Origin of the sequence: Pseudomonas sp. CNPSo 3701, assembly GCF_028674975.1 — a bacterium.
GTDB classification, from domain to species: domain Bacteria; phylum Pseudomonadota; class Gammaproteobacteria; order Pseudomonadales; family Pseudomonadaceae; genus Aquipseudomonas; species Aquipseudomonas straminea.
Genome location: NZ_JAQZSI010000003.1, coordinates 47,222 through 65,874, shown reverse-complemented (window position 1 = coordinate 65,874; position 18,653 = coordinate 47,222). Strand labels below are relative to the sequence as shown.

The window sequence follows — 18,653 nt, the reverse complement described above, 5'->3', positions numbered from 1 at the left end:
ATGCGGCAGTCGTCGGTCAGTAAACGCGAGATAGCGCAGCCTTGGCGACCTTGATGCCTTCGCTGCGCTCCAGCTCGCCTTTCAGCGCCCCTTCGGCCCTGACGAAGCGCACGTCGGTGATGCCCAGGAACTTGAAGAAGCTCTGCAGGTACGGCTCCTGGAAATCCATCGGTGCCATGGGCCCGTGGGAATAGAAGCCGCCGCACACCGACACCACGATCACACATTTGCCGCCGGCCAGGCCTACGGTGCCATGCTCGGTGTAGCTGAAGGTGCGCCCCACCTGAGCAATACGATCCAGCCAGACCTTCAACTGACTGGCAATGGAGAAGTTGTACATCGGCGCACCGATCACCAGGATGTTGCTGGCCAAAAACTCGTCTACCAATTGCTCGGAAAGCCGATGCTCCTGTTGCAGCGCTTCGTCGGCATCAGCCAGCTCACCCCCCTCGAAACCGGCGAATATCGGACCGGTCAGGTGGTTGATGGGGTTTTCGACCAGGTCTCGGTACAGCACCTCGGCATCCGGGTAGATAGCACGCAGGTTGGCGACTGCGATGGCAGACAGCTCCTTGCTCAACGAGCGATCGCCCGAGATGCTCGAGTCCACATGCAGGATTTTCATTGTTTTCCAAGTCACTTCTGAAGCGGCGATAAAGTAAACAACGGCGCCGAACGCCAGCTATCTGTGGCGAGTCGTTCGGCACCGTTCGTGGTCAGACCCGGAAAGCGGTGACCAGACCATTGAGGCTGACCGCCAGGCTGGCAAGCTCCTGGCTCGCGGCACGGGTCTGGTTGGCACCGGCCGAGGTCTGCTGCGACAGATCGCGGATATTCATCAGGTTGCGGTCTACCTCACGCGACACCTGGGCCTGCTGCTCCGCGGCGCTGGCGATCACCAGATTACGCTCGGTGATCGAAGCGATAGCCTGCACGATGTCATCCAGCGCGTCGCCGGCGGCCTGGGCCAGGGTCAGCGTGGTATCGGCGCGGGCACTGCTGCTCTGCATGGCGGCCACCGCATGTTCGGTGCCGTGTTGAATGTTCTCGATCATCTGTTCGATTTCCACGGTCGACTGCTGGGTACGATGCGCCAGCGCCCGTACCTCATCCGCGACCACCGCAAAGCCCCGTCCCTGCTCGCCAGCCCGAGCAGCCTCGATGGCCGCGTTCAGGGCCAGCAGATTGGTCTGCTCGGCGATGGAGCGAATAACCGTGACCACCTGGCTGATCTCGCGCACGCTGCCGGCCAGCTTGCCGACCTCTTCAGAGGTTTCGGTAACGTCCCGGGCCAGCAGATGGATGGAGTCGACGGTCTTGCGCACTTGCTCCTGCCCGCCGTGCGCAGCCTGGTCGGACTGGCGCGATGCCTCGGAGGTGCTGACCGCGTTCTGCGCCACTTCCTCCACCGTGGCAGTCATCTGGTTAACCGCAGTGGCCGCCTGCTCGATCTCATCGTTCTGCTGATACAGGCCGCGGGTCGCATCCTCGGTTACCGCCTGCAGCTCTTCGGATGAAGAGGCCAGCAGGTTCGACGACTCGCCAATACGCTGCAAAGTAGCGCGCAAGCTGTCCTGCATGGTGGCCAAGGCTTGTAGAAGCTGCGCAGGCTCGTCATGGCCCTGGTGCTCGAAATCGCGGGTCAGGTCGCCGGCGGCGATGCTCTGTGCGACCTCGACCGCCTCGCCAAGCGGTTTGACAATACTGCGAGTCAGCACAATTGCCAGGGTAATGGTCAGCAGCGTAGCCATGAGCACAACCAGCGCCACGGTACGTGTGCTGCTCTCGAATACCTCATCGCTTTCGCCGAAGTCACGCATGGCGCCCTGGCGATTGTATTCGGTGAGCGCCTTGAGCTCTTCGACCAGTTGGTCACCTTCCTGAGCCATGGAACCGGTCAGAATCTGTTCGGCACTCGCCCGCTCACCACGCATCAATTGCTCGACCACATCGCGTTGGTGCTGCAGGTAGCGATCCTTGACGCCGAGCAATTGCTGCACAAGAGCACGCTCGGAATCGGAGTCGACCAAGGGTGTGTAGTCGTTCTGCGCGTGGGCCAGATCCGCCTTGGCGCTGTCTAGCGCGGGCAACGCAGCACGGCGTGCCTCGTCGCTATCGAGGGCGTAGAAACGCAGGGTCAGCGCCCTGACGCGCATGACCGACATGCCCAGTTCATTCAGGGCCAGTGTCGACGGAAACCACTTCGCTTCGATACCATCGCTCATGCTGTCCATGCGCTTCATTTGCTCGAAGGTGATGATTCCCAGCACAACCAGCAAGGTAGCCAGGGCGGCGAAACACGCACCGGCACGCACACCAATCTTCAAATTTCTAAGCGCCATCACTTGCCTCTCGGTTATCAGGCGTCCGACCGGCCGCCAGGTATCGGATCGCACATGCCTACTCCACGCGCAACCCGGGATTCATGCACCTTTCAACACGCACGGCATGTCCAGGCCTTCGATGAGTTTTTGCGGGCGGGCAAAGAGAAATCCCTGTACCCACTGCGCTTCGCAATCACGGCTGATTGCCAGGTCATCGGTGGTTTCGATGCCCTCGACCACCACATGGGTAGCCAGGGTGTTGCACAGGCCAACCAGGTGCCGGAGGGTTCTGGCATGCAGCGCGGAGCGCCGCGCGCGCTGCACATAGCCCTGATCGATCTTGATGATGTCCGGCTGCGCATCTTGGATAAACGCCAGCGTGGCGAAGCCTGCTCCGAAGTCGTCGATGGCCACATGGCAGCCGGTGCTGCGCAACTGATGAACAAACTCGACGGCCTGGTCATGGCCGCAAGGTGCCGAACTCTCGGTGATCTCGATGACCAGCCGCGCGGCCATATCGGCGTCAACCAGTCGCTGCAGCATCAACTCCCAGTGGTAATCGATTCGCGCGCTCTGGGCCGAGACATTGCAGCCCAACGTCAACATCGGATTTGCCTGCAGCAGGCCAACAACCGCGTCGAGCACGAAATGGTCGAGACGCCGCATGGCATGGCGGCGCTCCAGCAAGACGAACGGATTAAAGCCCAGCGGCTCGCCTTCGCTGCGCAGCAAGCCCTCGCTGTATAAGGAGCGCTGGATGTCGGTGGCAGATCTCACCGGCTGAAAGGCCAGATGAAAGCGGCCGCACTGCAGCTGCTCGTAGAAATACCGCACGCGTGCTTCGTCGGCGGCCAGTTTGCTGGCAGACATGGCGTCGAGGCCCATCATCGGGCGCTCAGCGAACATCGAAGGCATGAGTCGATTTCCATAGTTGCGATGTATCGCTCATCGCGCAAACGTTTGCGCATAGCAGCGGATAGCCACTATTCGATAAGATCGCTAATCGGCTGACAGGAATGTGCGTGATCGCTCAATAGCACCACATCGGGGTATCAACGCGGTGTACAGTCGCTCGCAGCAACAGCTACCGATCACGGAGTGGGACGTGCGGCTTTACTTTATGGCTTAGCCTCACTCACGGCCCAGCAGGAGCGGCACGGATAAGGAGCGCAATTCTCTCAGCGTGCACAGGCGACAGCCAGTGTTCCCGGGCGCCCCTTTGTTGTCCGCACACGCAACGGCTGTACAACTTCATTCAGCGGCTATCCAGGACATGCGATGTACACAGTGACGAGCAACTGCTTCCAGGTGATGGCCAAGACTTTTCTCGAACAAGGTGTGGACCCGCGCAAGCTCGACCAGCAGTTGTTGCTAGCCCTGCACAACGGCACGCCGATCACCCTGGCCCAGGTATACAGCCTGTTCAGCCAGGCCAGCGAACAGACTGGCAATCCTGACATCGGCCTGGGCGCCTATGCTCACGCCCACCCCAGTGCTCTGGGCGTACAGTGCTACCCAATGATGTCCAGCCCGACCCTGGGCACAGCGCTGAAGCTGATGGTCGATTATCATCCCCTGGTCACCAATGGCTCGCACTACCTGCTCGAACAACGCCAGGACACCTTGAAGCTGATCGGCCTGGAAGTCGGTACTTCGCCCATACCCGCGCCGCGCGCCTTCATCGATGCCGGCGCCGCGCTGACCCTCGGCGTCATACACTGGCTAACTCCCCATCAGCGCCCGAAGCCGCTGGGCGCCGAATTCACCTACGCACAACCGTCAGATACCACCCGCCTTCGCCAGATGTTCGGCGACAACCTGCGCTTTTCGGCGCCCCACAACAGCATGATCTTCAGAGCACGTGATGCGGCCATCGCACTGCCGACGGCGGATGCGGCGCTGCATGTCATGCATCAGGAATACGCGCAGTCGCGCCTCGATGATCTGGTCAAGGGCTCAGTGGCCGCCCGCGTCGAGCGCCTGCTGACCAGACAGCTCACGCAGGGCATCAACCTGGATCTGAGTGAAGTCGCCAGCACCTTGCTGCTCAGCAAACGCGGCCTACAAAAGGCCCTGGAGCGTGAAGCGGTGAGCTTCGTCCAACTGCAGGAAGAGACACGCCTGAAGCTGGCGCACAATCTGTTGCGCAACTCCACACGCAGCCTCAAATACATTTCCGCCACTCTGGGTTTTCGCGACCAGAGCAGCTTTCACAAAGCGAGCATGCGCTGGTTTGGCATGCCGCCAAGCCAGTACCGCAATCACGAAGACGTGCTGACCAACTGAACAACCGGTACTCGGCCAGTTATTGCAGCACGCAGGAATGGGTAGGAATGCAGCCAGAGCCGGGCGTTGCGCCCTGGCGTTCGGCAGGCTGCAAAAGCTGGTGCCCACCACAACGTGCCGAACACGTGGCAGGCGCCACGCGTTCGGCAGTCGGTTAGCCGGCGCGCTCTTCGCTAGGCGCCTGCTTGTGCCACAAGGTCGGGATCAGGAACACGATGGCCAGCAGGCACGCGCCGATCAGCAGCACGAAGCCACCATCCCAGCCGAAGTGGTCGACCGTATAGCCCATCGCAGCACTCGCGGCGACCGAGCCACCCAGGTAGCCGAACAGACCGGTAAAGCCGGCAGCCGTACCAGCGGCTTTCTTCGGCGCCAATTCCAGCGCATGTAGACCAATCAGCATCACCGGACCGTAGATCAGGAAGCCGATGGCGACCAGTGCAGCCATGTCCACCAGCGGGTTGCCCGGCGGGTTGAGCCAGTAGACCACGGTCGCCACGGTCACCAATGCCATGAACACGACGCCGGTCAGGCCGCGATTGCCACGGAACACCTTGTCCGACATCCAGCCGCACAGCAGCGTGCCGGGGATGCCTGCCCATTCGTAGAAGAAGTAGGCCCAGGAGCTCTTGTCGACAGTGAAGTGCTTGACCTCTTTCAGGTAGGTCGGCGCCCAGTCCAGTACGCCATAGCGCAGCAGGTAAACGAAGACGTTGGCCAACGCGATGAACCACAGCATCTTGTTGCGCAGCACGTACTTGACGAAGATTTCCTTGGTGCTGAATTCCTTCTCGTGGCTTTCGTCGTAGCCCTCGGGGTAGTCGTTCTTGTATTTCTCGATCGGCGGCAGGCCGACCGACTGCGGCGTGTCACGCATGGTCGCGAAGGCGAACACTGCGACCAGCATGGCGACCGCAGCGGGTACATAGAAGGCAGCATGCCATTCATTGAACAGGCCCATGCCGAGCAGGAACAGCGGGCCGATCAAGCCACCCCCCACGTTGTGGGCAACGTTCCACACCGACACTACGCCACCACGCTCCTTCTGCGACCACCAGTGCACCATGGTTCGGCCACTGGGCGGCCAGCCCATGCCCTGAGCCCAGCCGTTGATGAACAGGAGGATGAACATGATGGTCACGCTGGAGGTTGCCCACGGTGCGAAACCGAAAACGAACATCACCCCGGCCGATACCATCAGGCCGAAGGGCAGGAAGTAACGGGGGTTGGAGCGATCGGAAATCAGCCCCATGAGAAATTTCGACAAACCATAGGAGATGGCGATGGCCGACATCGCCAGGCCCAGTTGCCCACGGGTGTAACCCTCCTCTTCGATGAGGTAGGGCATGGCCAGCGAGAAGTTCTTGCGCAGCAGGTAATAGCCTGCGTAGCCGATGAAGATACCGGCGAAAATCTGCCAGCGAAGGCGGCGGTAGGTACTGTCTATCTGATCATCAGGCAATGGCTCCCGATGAGGGGCGGGACGAAAGAAGGCGAACATCTAAAGGCTCCAGTTCTTGTTTTAGCTGCACGTGCAAATGTGACAGTTGTGTGACATTTTCATTTGCGAAAATATCACTCACTAGTGAAACGGTAAAGATAACAATCTGTTGGAATCCGAAAGTAATGTAAGCATTCGGACCAGAGGCAGTAGTCGCTGACCCGGTTCTGGCTATCCAGGCCGCCAGCAAGTGCCAACGTTATGCTGAGCCGCACACCTTTGCCGGCCAGATAAACGCTGAGGATGGATGCTCAATTACGGGAGGCAGAAACAAGAAAAGCGGCCCTAGGGCCGCTTTTCAGGAAACCTGCTCTAGGCAGGTGAGTATGGCGCAGCGGACGGGACTCGAACCCGCGACCCCCGGCGTGACAGGCCGGTATTCTAACCGACTGAACTACCGCTGCGTGTCGGTGGACTTGCGTCCGTAGAACTCGTGCTTCGTCAGATGCGTAGGCTTGGCCTTCGCATCACATCTCAGATCAGGATCTCAGATGGAAAATATGGCGCAGCGGACGGGACTCGAACCCGCGACCCCCGGCGTGACAGGCCGGTATTCTAACCGACTGAACTACCGCTGCGCGTCGGTGGACTTTCGTCCGTTTCTCTCAAGGCAAGTGGTGGGTGATGACGGGATCGAACCGCCGACCCTCTGCTTGTAAGGCAGATGCTCTCCCGGCTGAGCTAATCACCCTTGGCCTTGCGAGGACGCGAAATTTACGCGGGCACCCAACCTAAGTCAAGGCCGGCGTTGAATTTTTTTCAAAAAAGACGCGATGCACCCGATCACGCCTCAGCGGTAGATCATCTTGCGTGTCATGCCGCCGTCGGTGACGAACTCCTGGCCCGTCACGAAGCCCGCCTCGGGCGACAACAACCAGGCCACCAGCGCTGCCACGTCCTCGACCTGCCCTACCCGCCCGACCGGATGCTGCGCGTGGTCCTCAACGCTCAGCGGCTCGCTGGCACGCTGCGCCGCATCGCGGGAATCGATCCAGCCCGGGCTCACCGCATTCACTCGAATGCTCGGGCCGAGGCTGATCGCCAAGGCGTGCGTGAGTGCTATCAGCCCACCCTTGCTCGCCGCATAGGCTTCGCTCTCGGGCTCGGACTGGCTGGCGCGGGTCGACGCCATGTTGACGATGGCACCACCCGTTGCACGCAGGTGCGCCGCGCAGTGCTTGGCCAACAGCATCGGCCCGCTGAGGTTGATCGCCAGCACCTGATTCCACTGTTCCAGCGACAGCTCTTGCAGCGGTCCGCTATGGGGGCTGGCGACCCCGGCATTGCACACCAGGGCATCCAGCCGGCCAAAGCGCTCGATGACCGCTCCCACGCCGCGGGCGACCTGGGCTTCGTCCGCAACATCCATGGCCACGAATGCGGCATGCTCGCCCAGGGCGGCAGCTACCTCGGCGCCCTGGCTGCCTGCCAGATCGCAGAGCGCTACCCGCCAGCCATGCTCCAGCAACCAGCGTGCGACACCTTCACCAATGCCGCGCGCAGCACCGGTGACCAGCGCAACGCGGCCGTGGGCGACATCGCCGGTAGCACTCACAGCGCCTGCAAGCCTCGGCTCAGATCGGCCTTGAGATCGGCGATGTCTTCCAGGCCGACGGCTACCCGAATCAGGCTGTAACGAATCCCGGCATTCTCGCGCTCCTGGGGCGACAGGCGCCCATGGGAGGTGGTCGCCGGATGAGCGATGGTGGTCTTGGTATCGCCCAGATTGGTGGTGATGGAAATCACCCGCGTGGCATCGATGAAGCGCCAGGCGCCCTCCTTGCCACCCTTGACCTCGAAGCTGACCACCGCACCGAAGGCACTTTGCTGGCGCGCAGCCAGCTCGTGTTGCGGATGACTGGTGAGCCCGGCGTAGTGCACCTTCTCGATGCCTTCCTGCTGCTCCAGCCAGCGCGCCAGCTCCAGCGCCGTGCTGCAATGCGCCTGCATGCGGATGCGTAGGGTCTCCAGGCCTTTGAGGAAAATCCAGGCATTAAAGGGGCTGAGTGTCGGCCCAGCGGTACGCAGGAAACCCACCACCTCGGTCATCAGTTTGGCGCTGCCGGCTACCACGCCGCCCATCGCCCGGCCCTGGCCATCGATGTACTTGGTGGCCGAGTGCATGACGATGTCCGCGCCAAGCTTCAGCGGCTGCTGCAGCGCTGGCGTGCAGAAGCAGTTGTCCACCGCCAGCAGTGCGCCCTTCTCGTGGGCGATGGCCGCCAGGGCCGCGATGTCGACCAGCTCGGCCAGGGGGTTGGAGGGCGACTCGACGAACAGCAGCTTGGTGTTCGGCTTGAAGGCGGCGGCCCAGCCCTCGAGGTCGGCCAGCGGCACATAGTCCACCTGCACGCCGAAGCGCTTGAGGTACTTCTCGAACAGGCTGATGGTCGAGCCGAACACGCTGCGCGAGACCAGTACGTGATCGCCTGCGCTGCACAGGCTCATGACGATGGACAGGATCGCCGACATGCCCGATGCCGTGGCGACCGCTTGCTCGGCGCCCTCCATGGCTGCGATGCGCTCTTCGAAGGCACGCACCGTCGGGTTGGTGTAACGCGAATAGACGTTGCCCGGCACTTCGCCGGCGAAACGCGCCGCGGCGTCGCCAGCGGTACGAAACACGTAGCTGGAGGTCGGGAACAGCGCTTCGCTGTGCTCGCCTTCCGGCGTGCGGTGTTGGCCGGCACGGACCGCCAGAGTGTCGAAGCCTACGCCGTCGAGATCGCTGTCGAGCCGACCGGCTTCCCAATCCTGTGTCATATCCTTTTCCTCATCCAGAAAACAGGCCGGGCCCAAAGGGCCCGGTTGTTGAATCATTTAACATCGATCAGTTGTTGTACAGATCGATGATCTCGCTGACCGCTTGCGACTTGGCCTTGTTGCCATCGTTGCGCGCCAGGTCGATGCGATTCAGGTAAGCCTCGTCGACATCGCCGGTGACGTACTCACCGTCGAATACCGCGCTGTCGAACTGCTCGATCTTGATCTTGCCGCCACCGACCGCTTCCTTCAGGTCGTCGAGATCCTGGTAGACCAGCCAGTCGGCGCCGATCAGCTCGGCCACCTGCTCGGTGGTGCGGCCATGGGCGATCAGTTCGTGGGGGCTCGGCATGTCGATACCGTAGACGTTCGGGTAGCGAACGGCCGGTGCCGCGGAGCAGAAATACACGTTCTTGGCGCCGGCTTCGCGGGCCATCTGGATGATCTGCTTGCAGGTGGTGCCGCGCACGATGGAGTCATCGACCAGCATCACGTTCTTGCCGCGGAATTCCAGCTCGATGGCGTTGAGCTTCTGGCGCACCGACTTCTTGCGCGCCGCCTGGCCCGGCATGATGAAGGTCCGGCCGATGTAGCGGTTCTTCACGAAACCTTCGCGGAACTTGACGCCCAGGTGGTTGGCCAGCTCCAGCGCCGAGGTGCGGCTGGTATCGGGAATCGGGATGACCACGTCGATATCGTGCTCCGGGCGCTCGCGACGGATCTTGTCGGCGAGCTTCTCGCCCATGCGTAGGCGCGCCTTGTAGACCGATACGCCATCCATGATGGAGTCGGGGCGTGCCAGGTAAACGTGCTCGAAGATGCACGGCTTGAGCTGCGGGTTCGGCGCGCACTGGCGGGTGGACATCTGGCCTTCTTCGGTGATGTACACCGCTTCGCCCGGCGCCAGGTCGCGGATCAGGGTGAAGCCGAGCACGTCCAGAGCGACGCTTTCGGAGGCGATCATGTACTCGACGCCTTCGTCGGTGTGGCGCTGGCCGAACACGATCGGACGGATGCCGTTCGGGTCGCGGAAACCAACGATGCCGTAACCGGTGATCATCGCCACCACGGCGTAGCCGCCGCGGCAACGCTTGTGCACGTCCTTCACCGCCGCGAACACGTCTTCTTCGCTGGGGTTGAGCTTGCCGCGCACGGCCAGCTCGTGAGCGAACACGTTGAGCAGCACTTCGGAGTCGGAGTTGGTGTTGACGTGGCGCAGATCCGATTCGTAGATCTCCTTGGCCAGCTGCTCGACGTTGGTCAGGTTGCCGTTGTGCGCCAGGGTGATGCCGTACGGCGAGTTGACGTAGAACGGCTGGGCTTCGGCCGAGCTGGAGCTGCCCGCGGTCGGGTAGCGCACGTGGCCGATACCCATGTGGCCGACCAGGCGCTGCATGTGGCGCTGCTGGAACACGTCACGCACCAGGCCGTTGTCCTTGCGCAGGAACAGGCGGCCTTCATGGCTGGTGACGATACCGGCAGCATCCTGGCCGCGGTGCTGGAGGACGGTGAGGCCGTCATACAGCGCCTGATTGACGTTCGATTTACCGACGATACCGACAATGCCACACATGTGACGCAACCCCTACTCAGTGAAACGACTATTTACCGGTGCCGACAGGAGAAGCCCCCTGCAGCACCTCTTTGAACGGCAGCTCGACCGGCTCGCGTATACCGCTGGCCAGCCACTCGCTGGACACACCCAATATGAGGTTCTTCGACCAGTCTGCAACCAGCAGAAAATGCGGCAGCAAGGCCGACTGCTGCCACCAGGCATCCTGTTGCACTGGCCCCAGGCTGAGCAGCCCGACCGCCACCACGACCAGCAAGGCGCCGCGGGCGGCGCCGAACACCATGCCCAGGAAACGATCGGTGCCCGACAGGCCGGTCACTCGGATCAACTCGCCAATCAGGTAGTTGATCAGCGCGCCGACCAGCAGCGTCAATACGAACAAGATCACGCAGGCAGCGATGACGCGGGCGGACGGGGTTTCGATATAGGCGTCGAGATGCTGTGCCAGCGCGCCGCCGAACATCCAGGCGACCACGCCAGCGATGATCCAGGTGACGAGCGACAGGGCTTCCTTGACGAAGCCTCTGCTCAGACTGATCAGACTCGAAACGGCGATGATGGCGATGATCGCCCAATCGACCCAGGTAAATGCCACGATGCAGGCTACCGATGGAAGAGGCGCTGCATTTTAGCAGAGCCCTGCCCATCGGTTAAGCGCAGATACGTGCGATGCGTCAGTTGCTTTCCGGCTGGAAGCGCACCACGAAACCATTGAGCTTGTGCTGGCGGTTGAGCTGGTCACGCAGACGATCAGCTTCGACTCGCTCGACCAGCGGCCCGACGAACACGCGATTCATGCCATCGGCAGTGCGGATATAGGCGTTGTAGCCTTGCGAGCGCAGGGTCTTCTGCAGATTTTCCGCGCCTGGGCGGCTGGACAGACTGGCCAGCTGTACCGACCAGCTGACCGGCAAGCTGTTGACGTCCAGGCGCTCGGCCGGGGCTTTCTGAGGTGGTGGCGCCACTTCGGCCGGCTTGCTCGGCGCAGGCTGGGCAGCCGGAGGCGGCGTTGGCGCTGCAGGCTCGCTGGCCGGCAGTTCGCTGATGGGCTGCTCGACCGGCGGCTGCGCCTGATCGGTGGGCGAGCTGTCGACCGGTACCGGTTCCTGCGGTAGTTCCTGCGGGTCGGGCACGATCACCGGCTGCATCTCGATTTCAGGGGTGACCGGCTTGGCGGGAATGCTCGGCGCATCGACCACCACGTGCCGCAGCTCGTCGGGACGGGAAAGCAGCATCGGCAGGAAGATCACGGCCAGGGCCACGAGCACCAGCGCGCCGACGATACGTTGCTTGGTTCCACTATCGAGCATTGCCATCCTGCACAACCTCCTGGGCGTAGCGCTCCAGCCACATCAGGGCTTCGGCCACGCAGAAAAAAGACCCAAAGAGCAGAATTTCATCACCGTCTGCAGCCCGCTCGCACTGCGCCTCCAGGGCACTGGCGACATCACCGTACGCCTCGACCTGAGCATCACAGGCAGCCAGGTGCGCATGCAACTCGGCAGCGGGACGCGAGCGCTCGCTGGGCAGCTTCGCCACCGCCCAATGGGCGATGTCCGACAGCAGCGGCGCCACCACACCGGGCAGCTCCTTGTCGGCCAACAGACCGAACACCGCCAGGCGCTCCCCCGCTATGCCACGCGCCTGCAAACGACCGGCAAGAAACTGCGCGGCATGGGGATTGTGCCCCACGTCGAGCAACAGAGTGAGGGACTTGCCGCGCCAGTTCAAGTGACGACGATCCAGGCGACCGGTCACCCGCGTGGCCTGCAGGGCACCGGCGATGCGCTGGGCATCCCATGGCAGGTCCAGCAAGGCGTAGGCCTGCAACGCCAGTGCGGCATTTTCCATGGGCAGATCGAGCAGCGGCAGGCCCTCGAGACGCAGCACCTCGCCGGTGGCGGTCAGCCCATACCAATTCCAGCCTGACTCACTGACGCTCAGGTCGAAATCCCGGCAACGCAGGAAGAACGGGCAATCCAGTTCGGCGACCCGTTCGAGCAGCGGCAGCGGCGGGTCGAAATCACCACACAGCGCCGGCTTGCCCGCGCGCATGATGCCAGCCTTCTCGAAGGCCACTGATTCACGGGTATCGCCCAGCCAGTCGGCATGATCGACACCAATGCTGGTGATCAGTGCGAGGTCGGCATCGACCAGATTCACCGCATCCAGGCGCCCGCCCAGGCCGACTTCGAGCACCGCGACATCCAGGCCGGCGCGCTCGAACAGCCAGAACGCCGCCAGGGTGCCCATCTCGAAATAGGTCAGTGAGGTTTCGCCGCGGGCCGCCTCGACAGCGGTGAAGGCTTCGCAGAGGCCGGCATCGCTGGCCTGCTCGCCATCGATCTGCACCCGCTCGTTGTAACGCAGCAGGTGCGGCGAACTGTACACCCCGACCTTCAGGCCCTGGGCACGCAGCAAAGAGGCGATGAAGGCGCAGGTCGAGCCCTTGCCATTGGTGCCGGTAACGGTGATGACACGCGGCGCCGGCCGAGACAGGCCAAGACGCGCCGCCACTTCACGGGAGCGCTCCAGGCCCATGTCGATGGCGCTCGGATGCAGACGCTCCAGGTACGCCAGCCACTCGGCCAGGGAGCGCTGGGTCATGCGCTGACCGGCAGTGCAGCAGGTGTTGGCTGGTGAGTGAACTGCGCCAGCAGACGGGCCAGGCGCGGACGCAGCTCGGCACGGTGAATGATCATGTCGATGGCACCGTGGTCGAGAAGGAACTCGCTGCGCTGGAAGCCTTCGGGCAGTTTCTCGCGAACGGTCTGCTCGATCACGCGCGGGCCGGCGAAGCCGATCAGCGCCTTGGGCTCGGCGACAATCACGTCACCCAGCATCGCCAAGCTGGCGGATACACCGCCGTAGACCGGATCGGTCAGCACGGAGATGAACGGAACCCCCTCTTCACGCAGGCGCGCCAGCACGGCGGAAGTCTTGGCCATCTGCATCAGCGAGATCAGCGCTTCCTGCATGCGCGCACCACCGGAGGCGGCGAAGCAGATCAGCGGGCAGCGGTTCTCCAGGGCCACGTTGGCAGCCTGCACGAAACGCTCACCGACGATGGCGCCCATCGAGCCGCCCATGAACGAGAACTCGAAAGCACAGGCCACGACCGGCATCCCTTCCAGGCTGCCGCTCATGGAAATCAGGGCATCCTTCTCACCAGTCTGCTTCTGGGCAGCGACCAGGCGATCCTTGTACTTCTTGCTGTCGCGGAATTTCAGGCGGTCAGAAGGCTCCAGATCGGCACCGATCTCCTCACGGCCATCGGCATCCAGGAAGATGTTCAGGCGGGCGCGGGCATCGATGCGCATGTGGTGGTTGCATTTGGGGCAGACGTCCAGGGTCTTTTCCAGCTCCGGCTTGTACAGCACCGCTTCGCAGGATGGGCACTTGTGCCACAGGCCTTCAGGTACCGAACTCTTCTTGACCTCGGAACGCATGATCGAGGGGATCAGTTTGTCTACCAGCCAGTTGCTCATGCTCTCAATTCTCCAACGCTGTAGGCTTCAACATGCTTGCTGCACATGACAAGCGAATTCACAAAGCGGTCGTTGCTGGGGCCGGCTGATGCCCGCCACCTGCTTCGACCACGCAAAAAGCACGCGCTGTTCGCGGCGATAGGAGTATGGACGGCTCACCCTGCGGCGCCGTCACATCGACTCTCCAACGCTGCGCACCGCGCGCACGAAGTCTTTGACCTTGTGGGCATCCTTGATGCCCTTGCTGACCTCCACGCCGCCGCTGACATCCACCGCGTAAGGACGCACCTGAGCGATGGCTGCCGCGACGTTGCCGGGCGTAAGACCGCCAGCCAGGATCACCGGTTTGCTCAGTTGCGCCGGCACCAGCGACCAGTCGAACGCTTGCCCCGTGCCGCCAGGCACACCATCGACGAAGGTATCGAGCAATACGGCGCGTGCGCCCGGGTAGGCGTCAACCTGCGCGGCGACATCATTCCCCGCGCGTACACGCAACGCCTTGATATACGGCCGACGCAGCGCTTCGCAGTCGGCTGGACTTTCGTCGCCGTGAAATTGCAGAAGATCCAGGGGGACGGCAGCTAGCACCCCTTCGATTTCGCGCGGCGGCATGTCGACAAACAGGCCGACGGTGGTCACGAACGGCGGCAGCCCGGCGACGATGGCCTGGGCCTGGGCAATCGTCACCGCGCGCGGGCTGGGCGCATAAAACACAAGCCCGATGGCATCGGCACCGGCCGCTACGGCAGCCAGTGCATCCTCGAGGCGAGTAATCCCACAGATCTTGCTGCGAACCACTGACAAAAGACGAATACCTCCGCGAAAGGCCGGATGGTAACAAATGACCGGCCAGGGCGCGTCATTAATTGCTGCCCCCTGCCCCGCTCAGCGCGCCGCCACGTCCTCGAGTCCGGAGAGAAAGTGCGGGCCCAGGTAACGGGCCGGCAAGTCGAATTCTTCCGGATAGTCCACCTGCACCAGATACAGCCCATACGGGTGAGCAGTCACCCCCCCGGTGCGCCGCACACCAGCCTCAAGCACCTGACCGGCCCACTCCACCGGCCGCTCACCGGCGCCGATAGTCATCAGCACGCCGGCGATATTACGCACCATGTGGTGCAGAAAGGCATTGGCGCGGATATCGAGGATGATGAAACGACCATGCTGCAGCAACTCGAGGTGATGGACCGTCTTGATCGGCGACTTGGCCTGGCACTGGCGGGCGCGGAAGGCGCTGAAATCGTGGGTACCCAAGAATACCTGGGCCGCCTCGCGCATGCGCTCGACATCCAGCGGCCGATGATTCCAGGTCACCTCCTCGGCCATATGCGCCGGACGGATCTGGTCGTTGTAGATCACGTAGCGGTAACGCCGCGCCATGGCGCAAAAGCGCGCATCGAAATGACTCGGCATGGCCTTGGCCCAGGTGACGCTGATGTCACCCGGCAGATTCATGTTGGCGCCCATCACCCAGGCATGCATGGAGCGCTCGACGTTGGTGTCGAAATGCACCACTTGGCCGCTGGCATGCACCAACGCATCGGTACGCCCGGCACAGCTGAGCGTGACCGGAGCGCCACCAGCAACCTTGGACAGGGCTTGTTCGAGGGACGCCTGGATCGACGGAACTCCGTCGCGCTGCCGCTGAAAACCGCGATAGCGGGTGCCGCGGTATTCGACCCCCAGGGCGATCTTGTAAATGCCGACGGCAGCCATTTCGGCTGCCGTCTTTTGTTCGTTAATCAATTGGTAGACCAGATCAGAGCTGCAATGCCGGCAATTATACCGCCACGCCAGGAGGCTGCCATGCCGGCAGCCCATTTAGTTGTGAGCCGCAGATGTAAAAACGGCAGCCCAAGGGCTGCCGTTTTCTCCACTCAACTGCTCGTCAAACCAGTTTGCCGATCAGCTCGCGCGCTTCCTGCTGCTGAGTTTCGTTACCTTCGGCGACCACCTCATCGAGGATGTCACGGGCACCCTCGCTATCGCCCATATCGATGTAGGCCCGCGCCAGATCCAGCTTGGTGGCGGTCTCGTCGGTGCCGGCGAGGAAGTCGAAGTCCTCATCGTCATCGAGCGGCACATGATCGGCCTGCATGTCCTGCGGCGCCTGCTGACCTTGCTGCTCGAGGCTTTCGGCCAGCTGGTCCAGCTCGGCGGTCACGTCGTCGAGTTGAGCGGCGAAGCTGGCGCCAGTGCTCGGCTCGGCCGGCTCGTCATTGAGCGACAGATCGAAGTCGGCAGGCAGGCCAAAGTCATCCCCCTTATCGCTGTCCAGGGCAGCGGACAGATCCGAGAAATCATTCGCCGGCTTGTCGGCGTCGTCATCCAGGCTCAGCAGGAAGTCATCTTCCTTCGTGGCAGCCGGGGTAGCGGGCGTGTCGAGATCCAGACTGAAGTCGGCCAGCTCGCCACCAGGCTCCTGACGATTGACCGGCTCATTGCCCAGATCCAGGTCGAAGTCCAGCGGCTCGTTCTTGACTGCGACCGGCGCTGCGGACGGCAGATCGAGATCGGAATCCAGGCTCAGGGTGTCGATTTCGTCGAAACGCGGCGCGTCATTTTGAGTTTTTGCCGGAGGCTCGGCAGAGAACTCGGCTTCCAGGGCATCCAGGTCGAGATCGAAGGCGTCATCTGCCGCAGGCGGCAGCGGCGCGACCGGCTGCTCCGGCTCGTCCAGCGCCAGGTCGTCCAAGCTGAAGGAATCCAGATCGTCTGCCGCAGCGGCGCTGGCCAGGGCAGCGCTGCCACCAAGCACGACCATGGTCGGATAGCGGCTCTTCAACTGCTCGACCTGGGCGTTGGCACCGCCGATTTCGCGCAGCTCATTCTCCTGGCGGGCGAAGCCTTCACGGTCGCCCAGCTCGGCGTAGACCTCCATCAGCTTCAGGCGCAGGTCGGTGCGATGCGGCTCATCGTTGATGGCGTTGTGCAGCAGCTCGGCGGCCTGATTGAAACGACCGTAGGCGATGTAGATGTCCGCTTCACCCAGGGCGTCGCCAGTCTGGGCGGTGACGCGCTCTTCGCTCGCTGGCTGGCTCAGGGCAACCTGGTCGTCCGGCAAGTCGTTCAGGCTGTCAGCGGGCAGTTCCAGATCGCTGTCGAAGGCGTGGGTGTCTTCTTCATAAGTCGACAGGCTGGACTCTTCCTCTTCGGCCTTGCGGGCATTGCGACGCGAAATGATCAGCAGCACCAGCAGCAGGGCCAGCAGCAGGCTGCCGCCGATCAGGCCGAGCATCATCGGGTTGGCCAGCAGGTTGTCGAGGGCGCTGTCCTCCTCGACCGGCTCGGGCGTGGCGGCGACCGGCGCCTGGGCAGGCACTTCGGCAACAGGCGCAGCTGGCTCGGCGGGCGCGGCTTCTGGAGCCGGCACAGGCGCAGTCTCGGTTGCCGGCGCATCAGCTGCTGGCTCGCCAGTCGGCTGAGCAGCTGCAGGATCCACCGGCGCTGATTCGGGCGCGGCTTCATTACCGGCAGGCGCCTGAGCTGCTGGAGCAGCAGCCGATGGCGTCTCGGCAGGTGCAGTGGCTGGAGTTGCCGGAGCGGGCGTAGTGCCAGCGGCGGCATTGCCAGGAGCCTGGCCAGCCGGTGCCGACACATCGGCCTGCAGCTTGGCGAGCTGGTTGTCCTTGAGCTGAATCAGGCGTTGCAGCTTGTCGAGCTGGCTTTGCAGATCGCTCATGCGATCTTTCAGCTCGTCGTTCTCGCGACGCGTCGCCCCCCCCCCCCCCCCCCCCCCCCCCCCCCCCCCCCCCCCCCCCCCCCCCCCCCCCCCCCCCCCCCCCCCCCCCCCCCCCCCACTGCGGCCCTGACGCCAGGAACTGTTCTGCTCGGCTACCTGAGCCAGCGCTTCGGATTGGCTGCGACGGGCGATCTGCTGGTCATCGGGCAGACGCAGAACCTGGCCGCTCTTCATGCGGTTGATGTTGCCGCCGATGAAGGCATCCGGGTTGAGGTCCTGAATGGCCAGCATCTTCTGATGGACGCTGCCACTGCCGCCGGTACGCTGGGCCACTTCCCACAGTGTGTCGTTGGCATTGGTACGGTAATCACCACCAGCGGCGGCACGCGGCGTAGGCGCAGCGGCAGAAGATGCGGAGGCACGCGGTGCGGCGCTCGGCACCGGACGTGGTGCAGGAGCAGGCGCAGCTACCGGCAGTTGCGGGGCAGCAGCGGCTTGCGGGGAATACAGGGGCGGGTCGAGCAGCAGGGTGTACTCGCGCAGCAGACGGCCATTGGGCCACAGTACTTCGACGAGGAAGTTCAGGTAGGGCTCGCGCACCGGCTTGGTGGAGGTGACGCGAATCACGCTCTTGCCGTTGGGTTTGACGATGGGCGTGAACTTGAGGTCGGTGAGGAAATACTGGCGATCGACGCCAGCCTTGTTGAACGCCTCGGGCGAAGCCAGCGACGGACGCATTTCCGCGGGGGACAGATCGCGCACATCGAGCAGTTCGATTTCCGCCACCAGAGGCTGGTTCAGAGACGACTGGAGTGTCAGCTCGCCGACCCCCAGCGCATGCGCCATACCGGAAGACAGCGCCGTCGCCGCAGCGATAGCCAGTACCAGTTTACGAACCCGAACCATAGCCTTTTCCTTTGTGTTGACGGCTCTCGCACAACGAGAGGATAGATGATCGGTGGCTGCCCCCTTTCAGGCCCCCCAGCCAACGATCAGCGCGCTCAGTGATTGCCAAGCTCGAATAAATATGCAGATT

15 protein-coding genes, 3 tRNA genes and 1 pseudogene are annotated in these 18,653 nt (G+C 62.9%); 1 reads left to right on the top strand and 18 read right to left on the bottom strand.

All coding sequences use genetic code 11. The features are described 5' to 3' along the window. Positions 1–16: 16 nt before the first annotated feature. The 4 genes and pseudogenes from PVA39_RS09415 to PVA39_RS09405 all read right to left on the bottom strand — a co-directional run bounded on the left by PVA39_RS09415 (position 17) and on the right by PVA39_RS09405 (position 3,212). Entirely contained in the window at positions 17–625 is a 609-nt protein-coding gene (locus tag PVA39_RS09415) for an FMN-dependent NADH-azoreductase (RefSeq protein ID WP_093502035.1), read from the bottom strand. 91 nt (positions 626–716) lie between these two features. After that, positions 717–1,751 carry a methyl-accepting chemotaxis protein gene (locus PVA39_RS23400; RefSeq protein WP_443200958.1) on the bottom strand — a complete coding sequence of 345 codons (1,035 nt, stop codon included), beginning with the start codon at positions 1,749–1,751 and terminating at the stop codon, positions 717–719. A gap of 78 nt (positions 1,752–1,829) precedes the next feature. Further along, a pseudogene (locus PVA39_RS23395) lies at positions 1,830–2,342 on the bottom strand (MCP four helix bundle domain-containing protein); the annotation flags it as partial. An 81-nt stretch (positions 2,343–2,423) separates the two neighbouring features. Continuing rightward, complete coding sequence (locus PVA39_RS09405) at positions 2,424–3,212, bottom strand: EAL domain-containing protein (protein WP_274123860.1); 789 nt, start codon at positions 3,210–3,212, stop codon at positions 2,424–2,426. Between the two features lie 390 nt (positions 3,213–3,602). On the opposite strand from PVA39_RS09405, the gene PVA39_RS09400 reads away from it, so the two are divergent. Further along, a complete protein-coding gene (locus tag PVA39_RS09400) occupies positions 3,603–4,610 on the top strand; it encodes an AraC family transcriptional regulator (RefSeq protein WP_274123859.1) in 1,008 nt (335 codons plus the stop codon). Between the two features lie 154 nt (positions 4,611–4,764). Here the strand turns inward: PVA39_RS09400 and glpT are convergent, their stop codons facing one another. The 14 genes from glpT to PVA39_RS09330 all read right to left on the bottom strand — a co-directional run bounded on the left by glpT (position 4,765) and on the right by PVA39_RS09330 (position 18,523). Next, on the bottom strand, positions 4,765–6,111 hold the full coding sequence (gene glpT / locus PVA39_RS09395; RefSeq protein WP_093502042.1) for a glycerol-3-phosphate transporter: 1,347 nt from the start codon (positions 6,109–6,111) through the stop codon (positions 4,765–4,767). Between the two features lie 327 nt (positions 6,112–6,438). Next, positions 6,439–6,515, bottom strand: a tRNA-Asp gene (locus tag PVA39_RS09390). A 97-nt stretch (positions 6,516–6,612) separates the two neighbouring features. Continuing rightward, a tRNA-Asp gene (locus PVA39_RS09385) sits at positions 6,613–6,689 on the bottom strand. Between the two features lie 37 nt (positions 6,690–6,726). Beyond that, a tRNA-Val gene (locus PVA39_RS09380) sits at positions 6,727–6,802 on the bottom strand. A 99-nt stretch (positions 6,803–6,901) separates the two neighbouring features. Next, positions 6,902–7,666, bottom strand: coding sequence for an SDR family oxidoreductase (locus PVA39_RS09375; RefSeq protein ID WP_274123858.1), 765 nt, complete (start codon positions 7,664–7,666; stop codon positions 6,902–6,904). Beyond that, a complete protein-coding gene (locus PVA39_RS09370; RefSeq protein ID WP_274123857.1) occupies positions 7,663–8,874 on the bottom strand; it encodes an O-succinylhomoserine sulfhydrylase in 1,212 nt (403 codons plus the stop codon). Before PVA39_RS09370 ends, PVA39_RS09375 begins: the two co-directional genes overlap by 4 nt. 67 nt (positions 8,875–8,941) lie before the next feature. Further along, positions 8,942–10,447 (bottom strand): amidophosphoribosyltransferase, encoded by a 1,506-nt coding sequence (purF, locus tag PVA39_RS09365; protein WP_274123856.1) that lies wholly within the window; start codon positions 10,445–10,447, stop codon positions 8,942–8,944. Between the two features lie 28 nt (positions 10,448–10,475). Further along, positions 10,476–11,042, bottom strand: a complete 567-nt coding sequence (locus PVA39_RS09360; protein WP_147175185.1) for a CvpA family protein — start codon at positions 11,040–11,042, stop codon at positions 10,476–10,478. Between the two features lie 79 nt (positions 11,043–11,121). Then, on the bottom strand, positions 11,122–11,763 hold the full coding sequence (locus tag PVA39_RS09355; protein ID WP_027906198.1) for an SPOR domain-containing protein: 642 nt from the start codon (positions 11,761–11,763) through the stop codon (positions 11,122–11,124). Beyond that, positions 11,747–13,054: a bifunctional tetrahydrofolate synthase/dihydrofolate synthase gene (folC, locus tag PVA39_RS09350; protein ID WP_274123855.1), complete on the bottom strand. Its 1,308-nt coding sequence runs from the start codon at positions 13,052–13,054 to the stop codon at positions 11,747–11,749. Before folC ends, PVA39_RS09355 begins: the two co-directional genes overlap by 17 nt. Continuing rightward, positions 13,051–13,935 (bottom strand): acetyl-CoA carboxylase, carboxyltransferase subunit beta, encoded by an 885-nt coding sequence (accD, locus tag PVA39_RS09345; protein ID WP_093502056.1) that lies wholly within the window; start codon positions 13,933–13,935, stop codon positions 13,051–13,053. The genes folC and accD overlap by 4 nt, the downstream gene beginning before the upstream one ends. A 171-nt stretch (positions 13,936–14,106) precedes the next feature. Further along, positions 14,107–14,739 (bottom strand): phosphoribosylanthranilate isomerase, encoded by a 633-nt coding sequence (locus tag PVA39_RS09340; RefSeq protein ID WP_274123854.1) that lies wholly within the window; start codon positions 14,737–14,739, stop codon positions 14,107–14,109. 81 nt (positions 14,740–14,820) lie between these two features. After that, the gene (gene truA, locus PVA39_RS09335) at positions 14,821–15,651 is read right to left on the bottom strand and encodes a tRNA pseudouridine(38-40) synthase TruA (RefSeq protein ID WP_274124274.1); all 831 of its coding nucleotides are present in this window, start codon (positions 15,649–15,651) and stop codon (positions 14,821–14,823) included. Between the two features lie 172 nt (positions 15,652–15,823). Beyond that, positions 15,824–18,523 carry a FimV/HubP family polar landmark protein gene (locus PVA39_RS09330; RefSeq protein WP_274123853.1) on the bottom strand — a complete coding sequence of 900 codons (2,700 nt, stop codon included), beginning with the start codon at positions 18,521–18,523 and terminating at the stop codon, positions 15,824–15,826. Positions 18,524–18,653 lie beyond the last annotated feature (130 nt).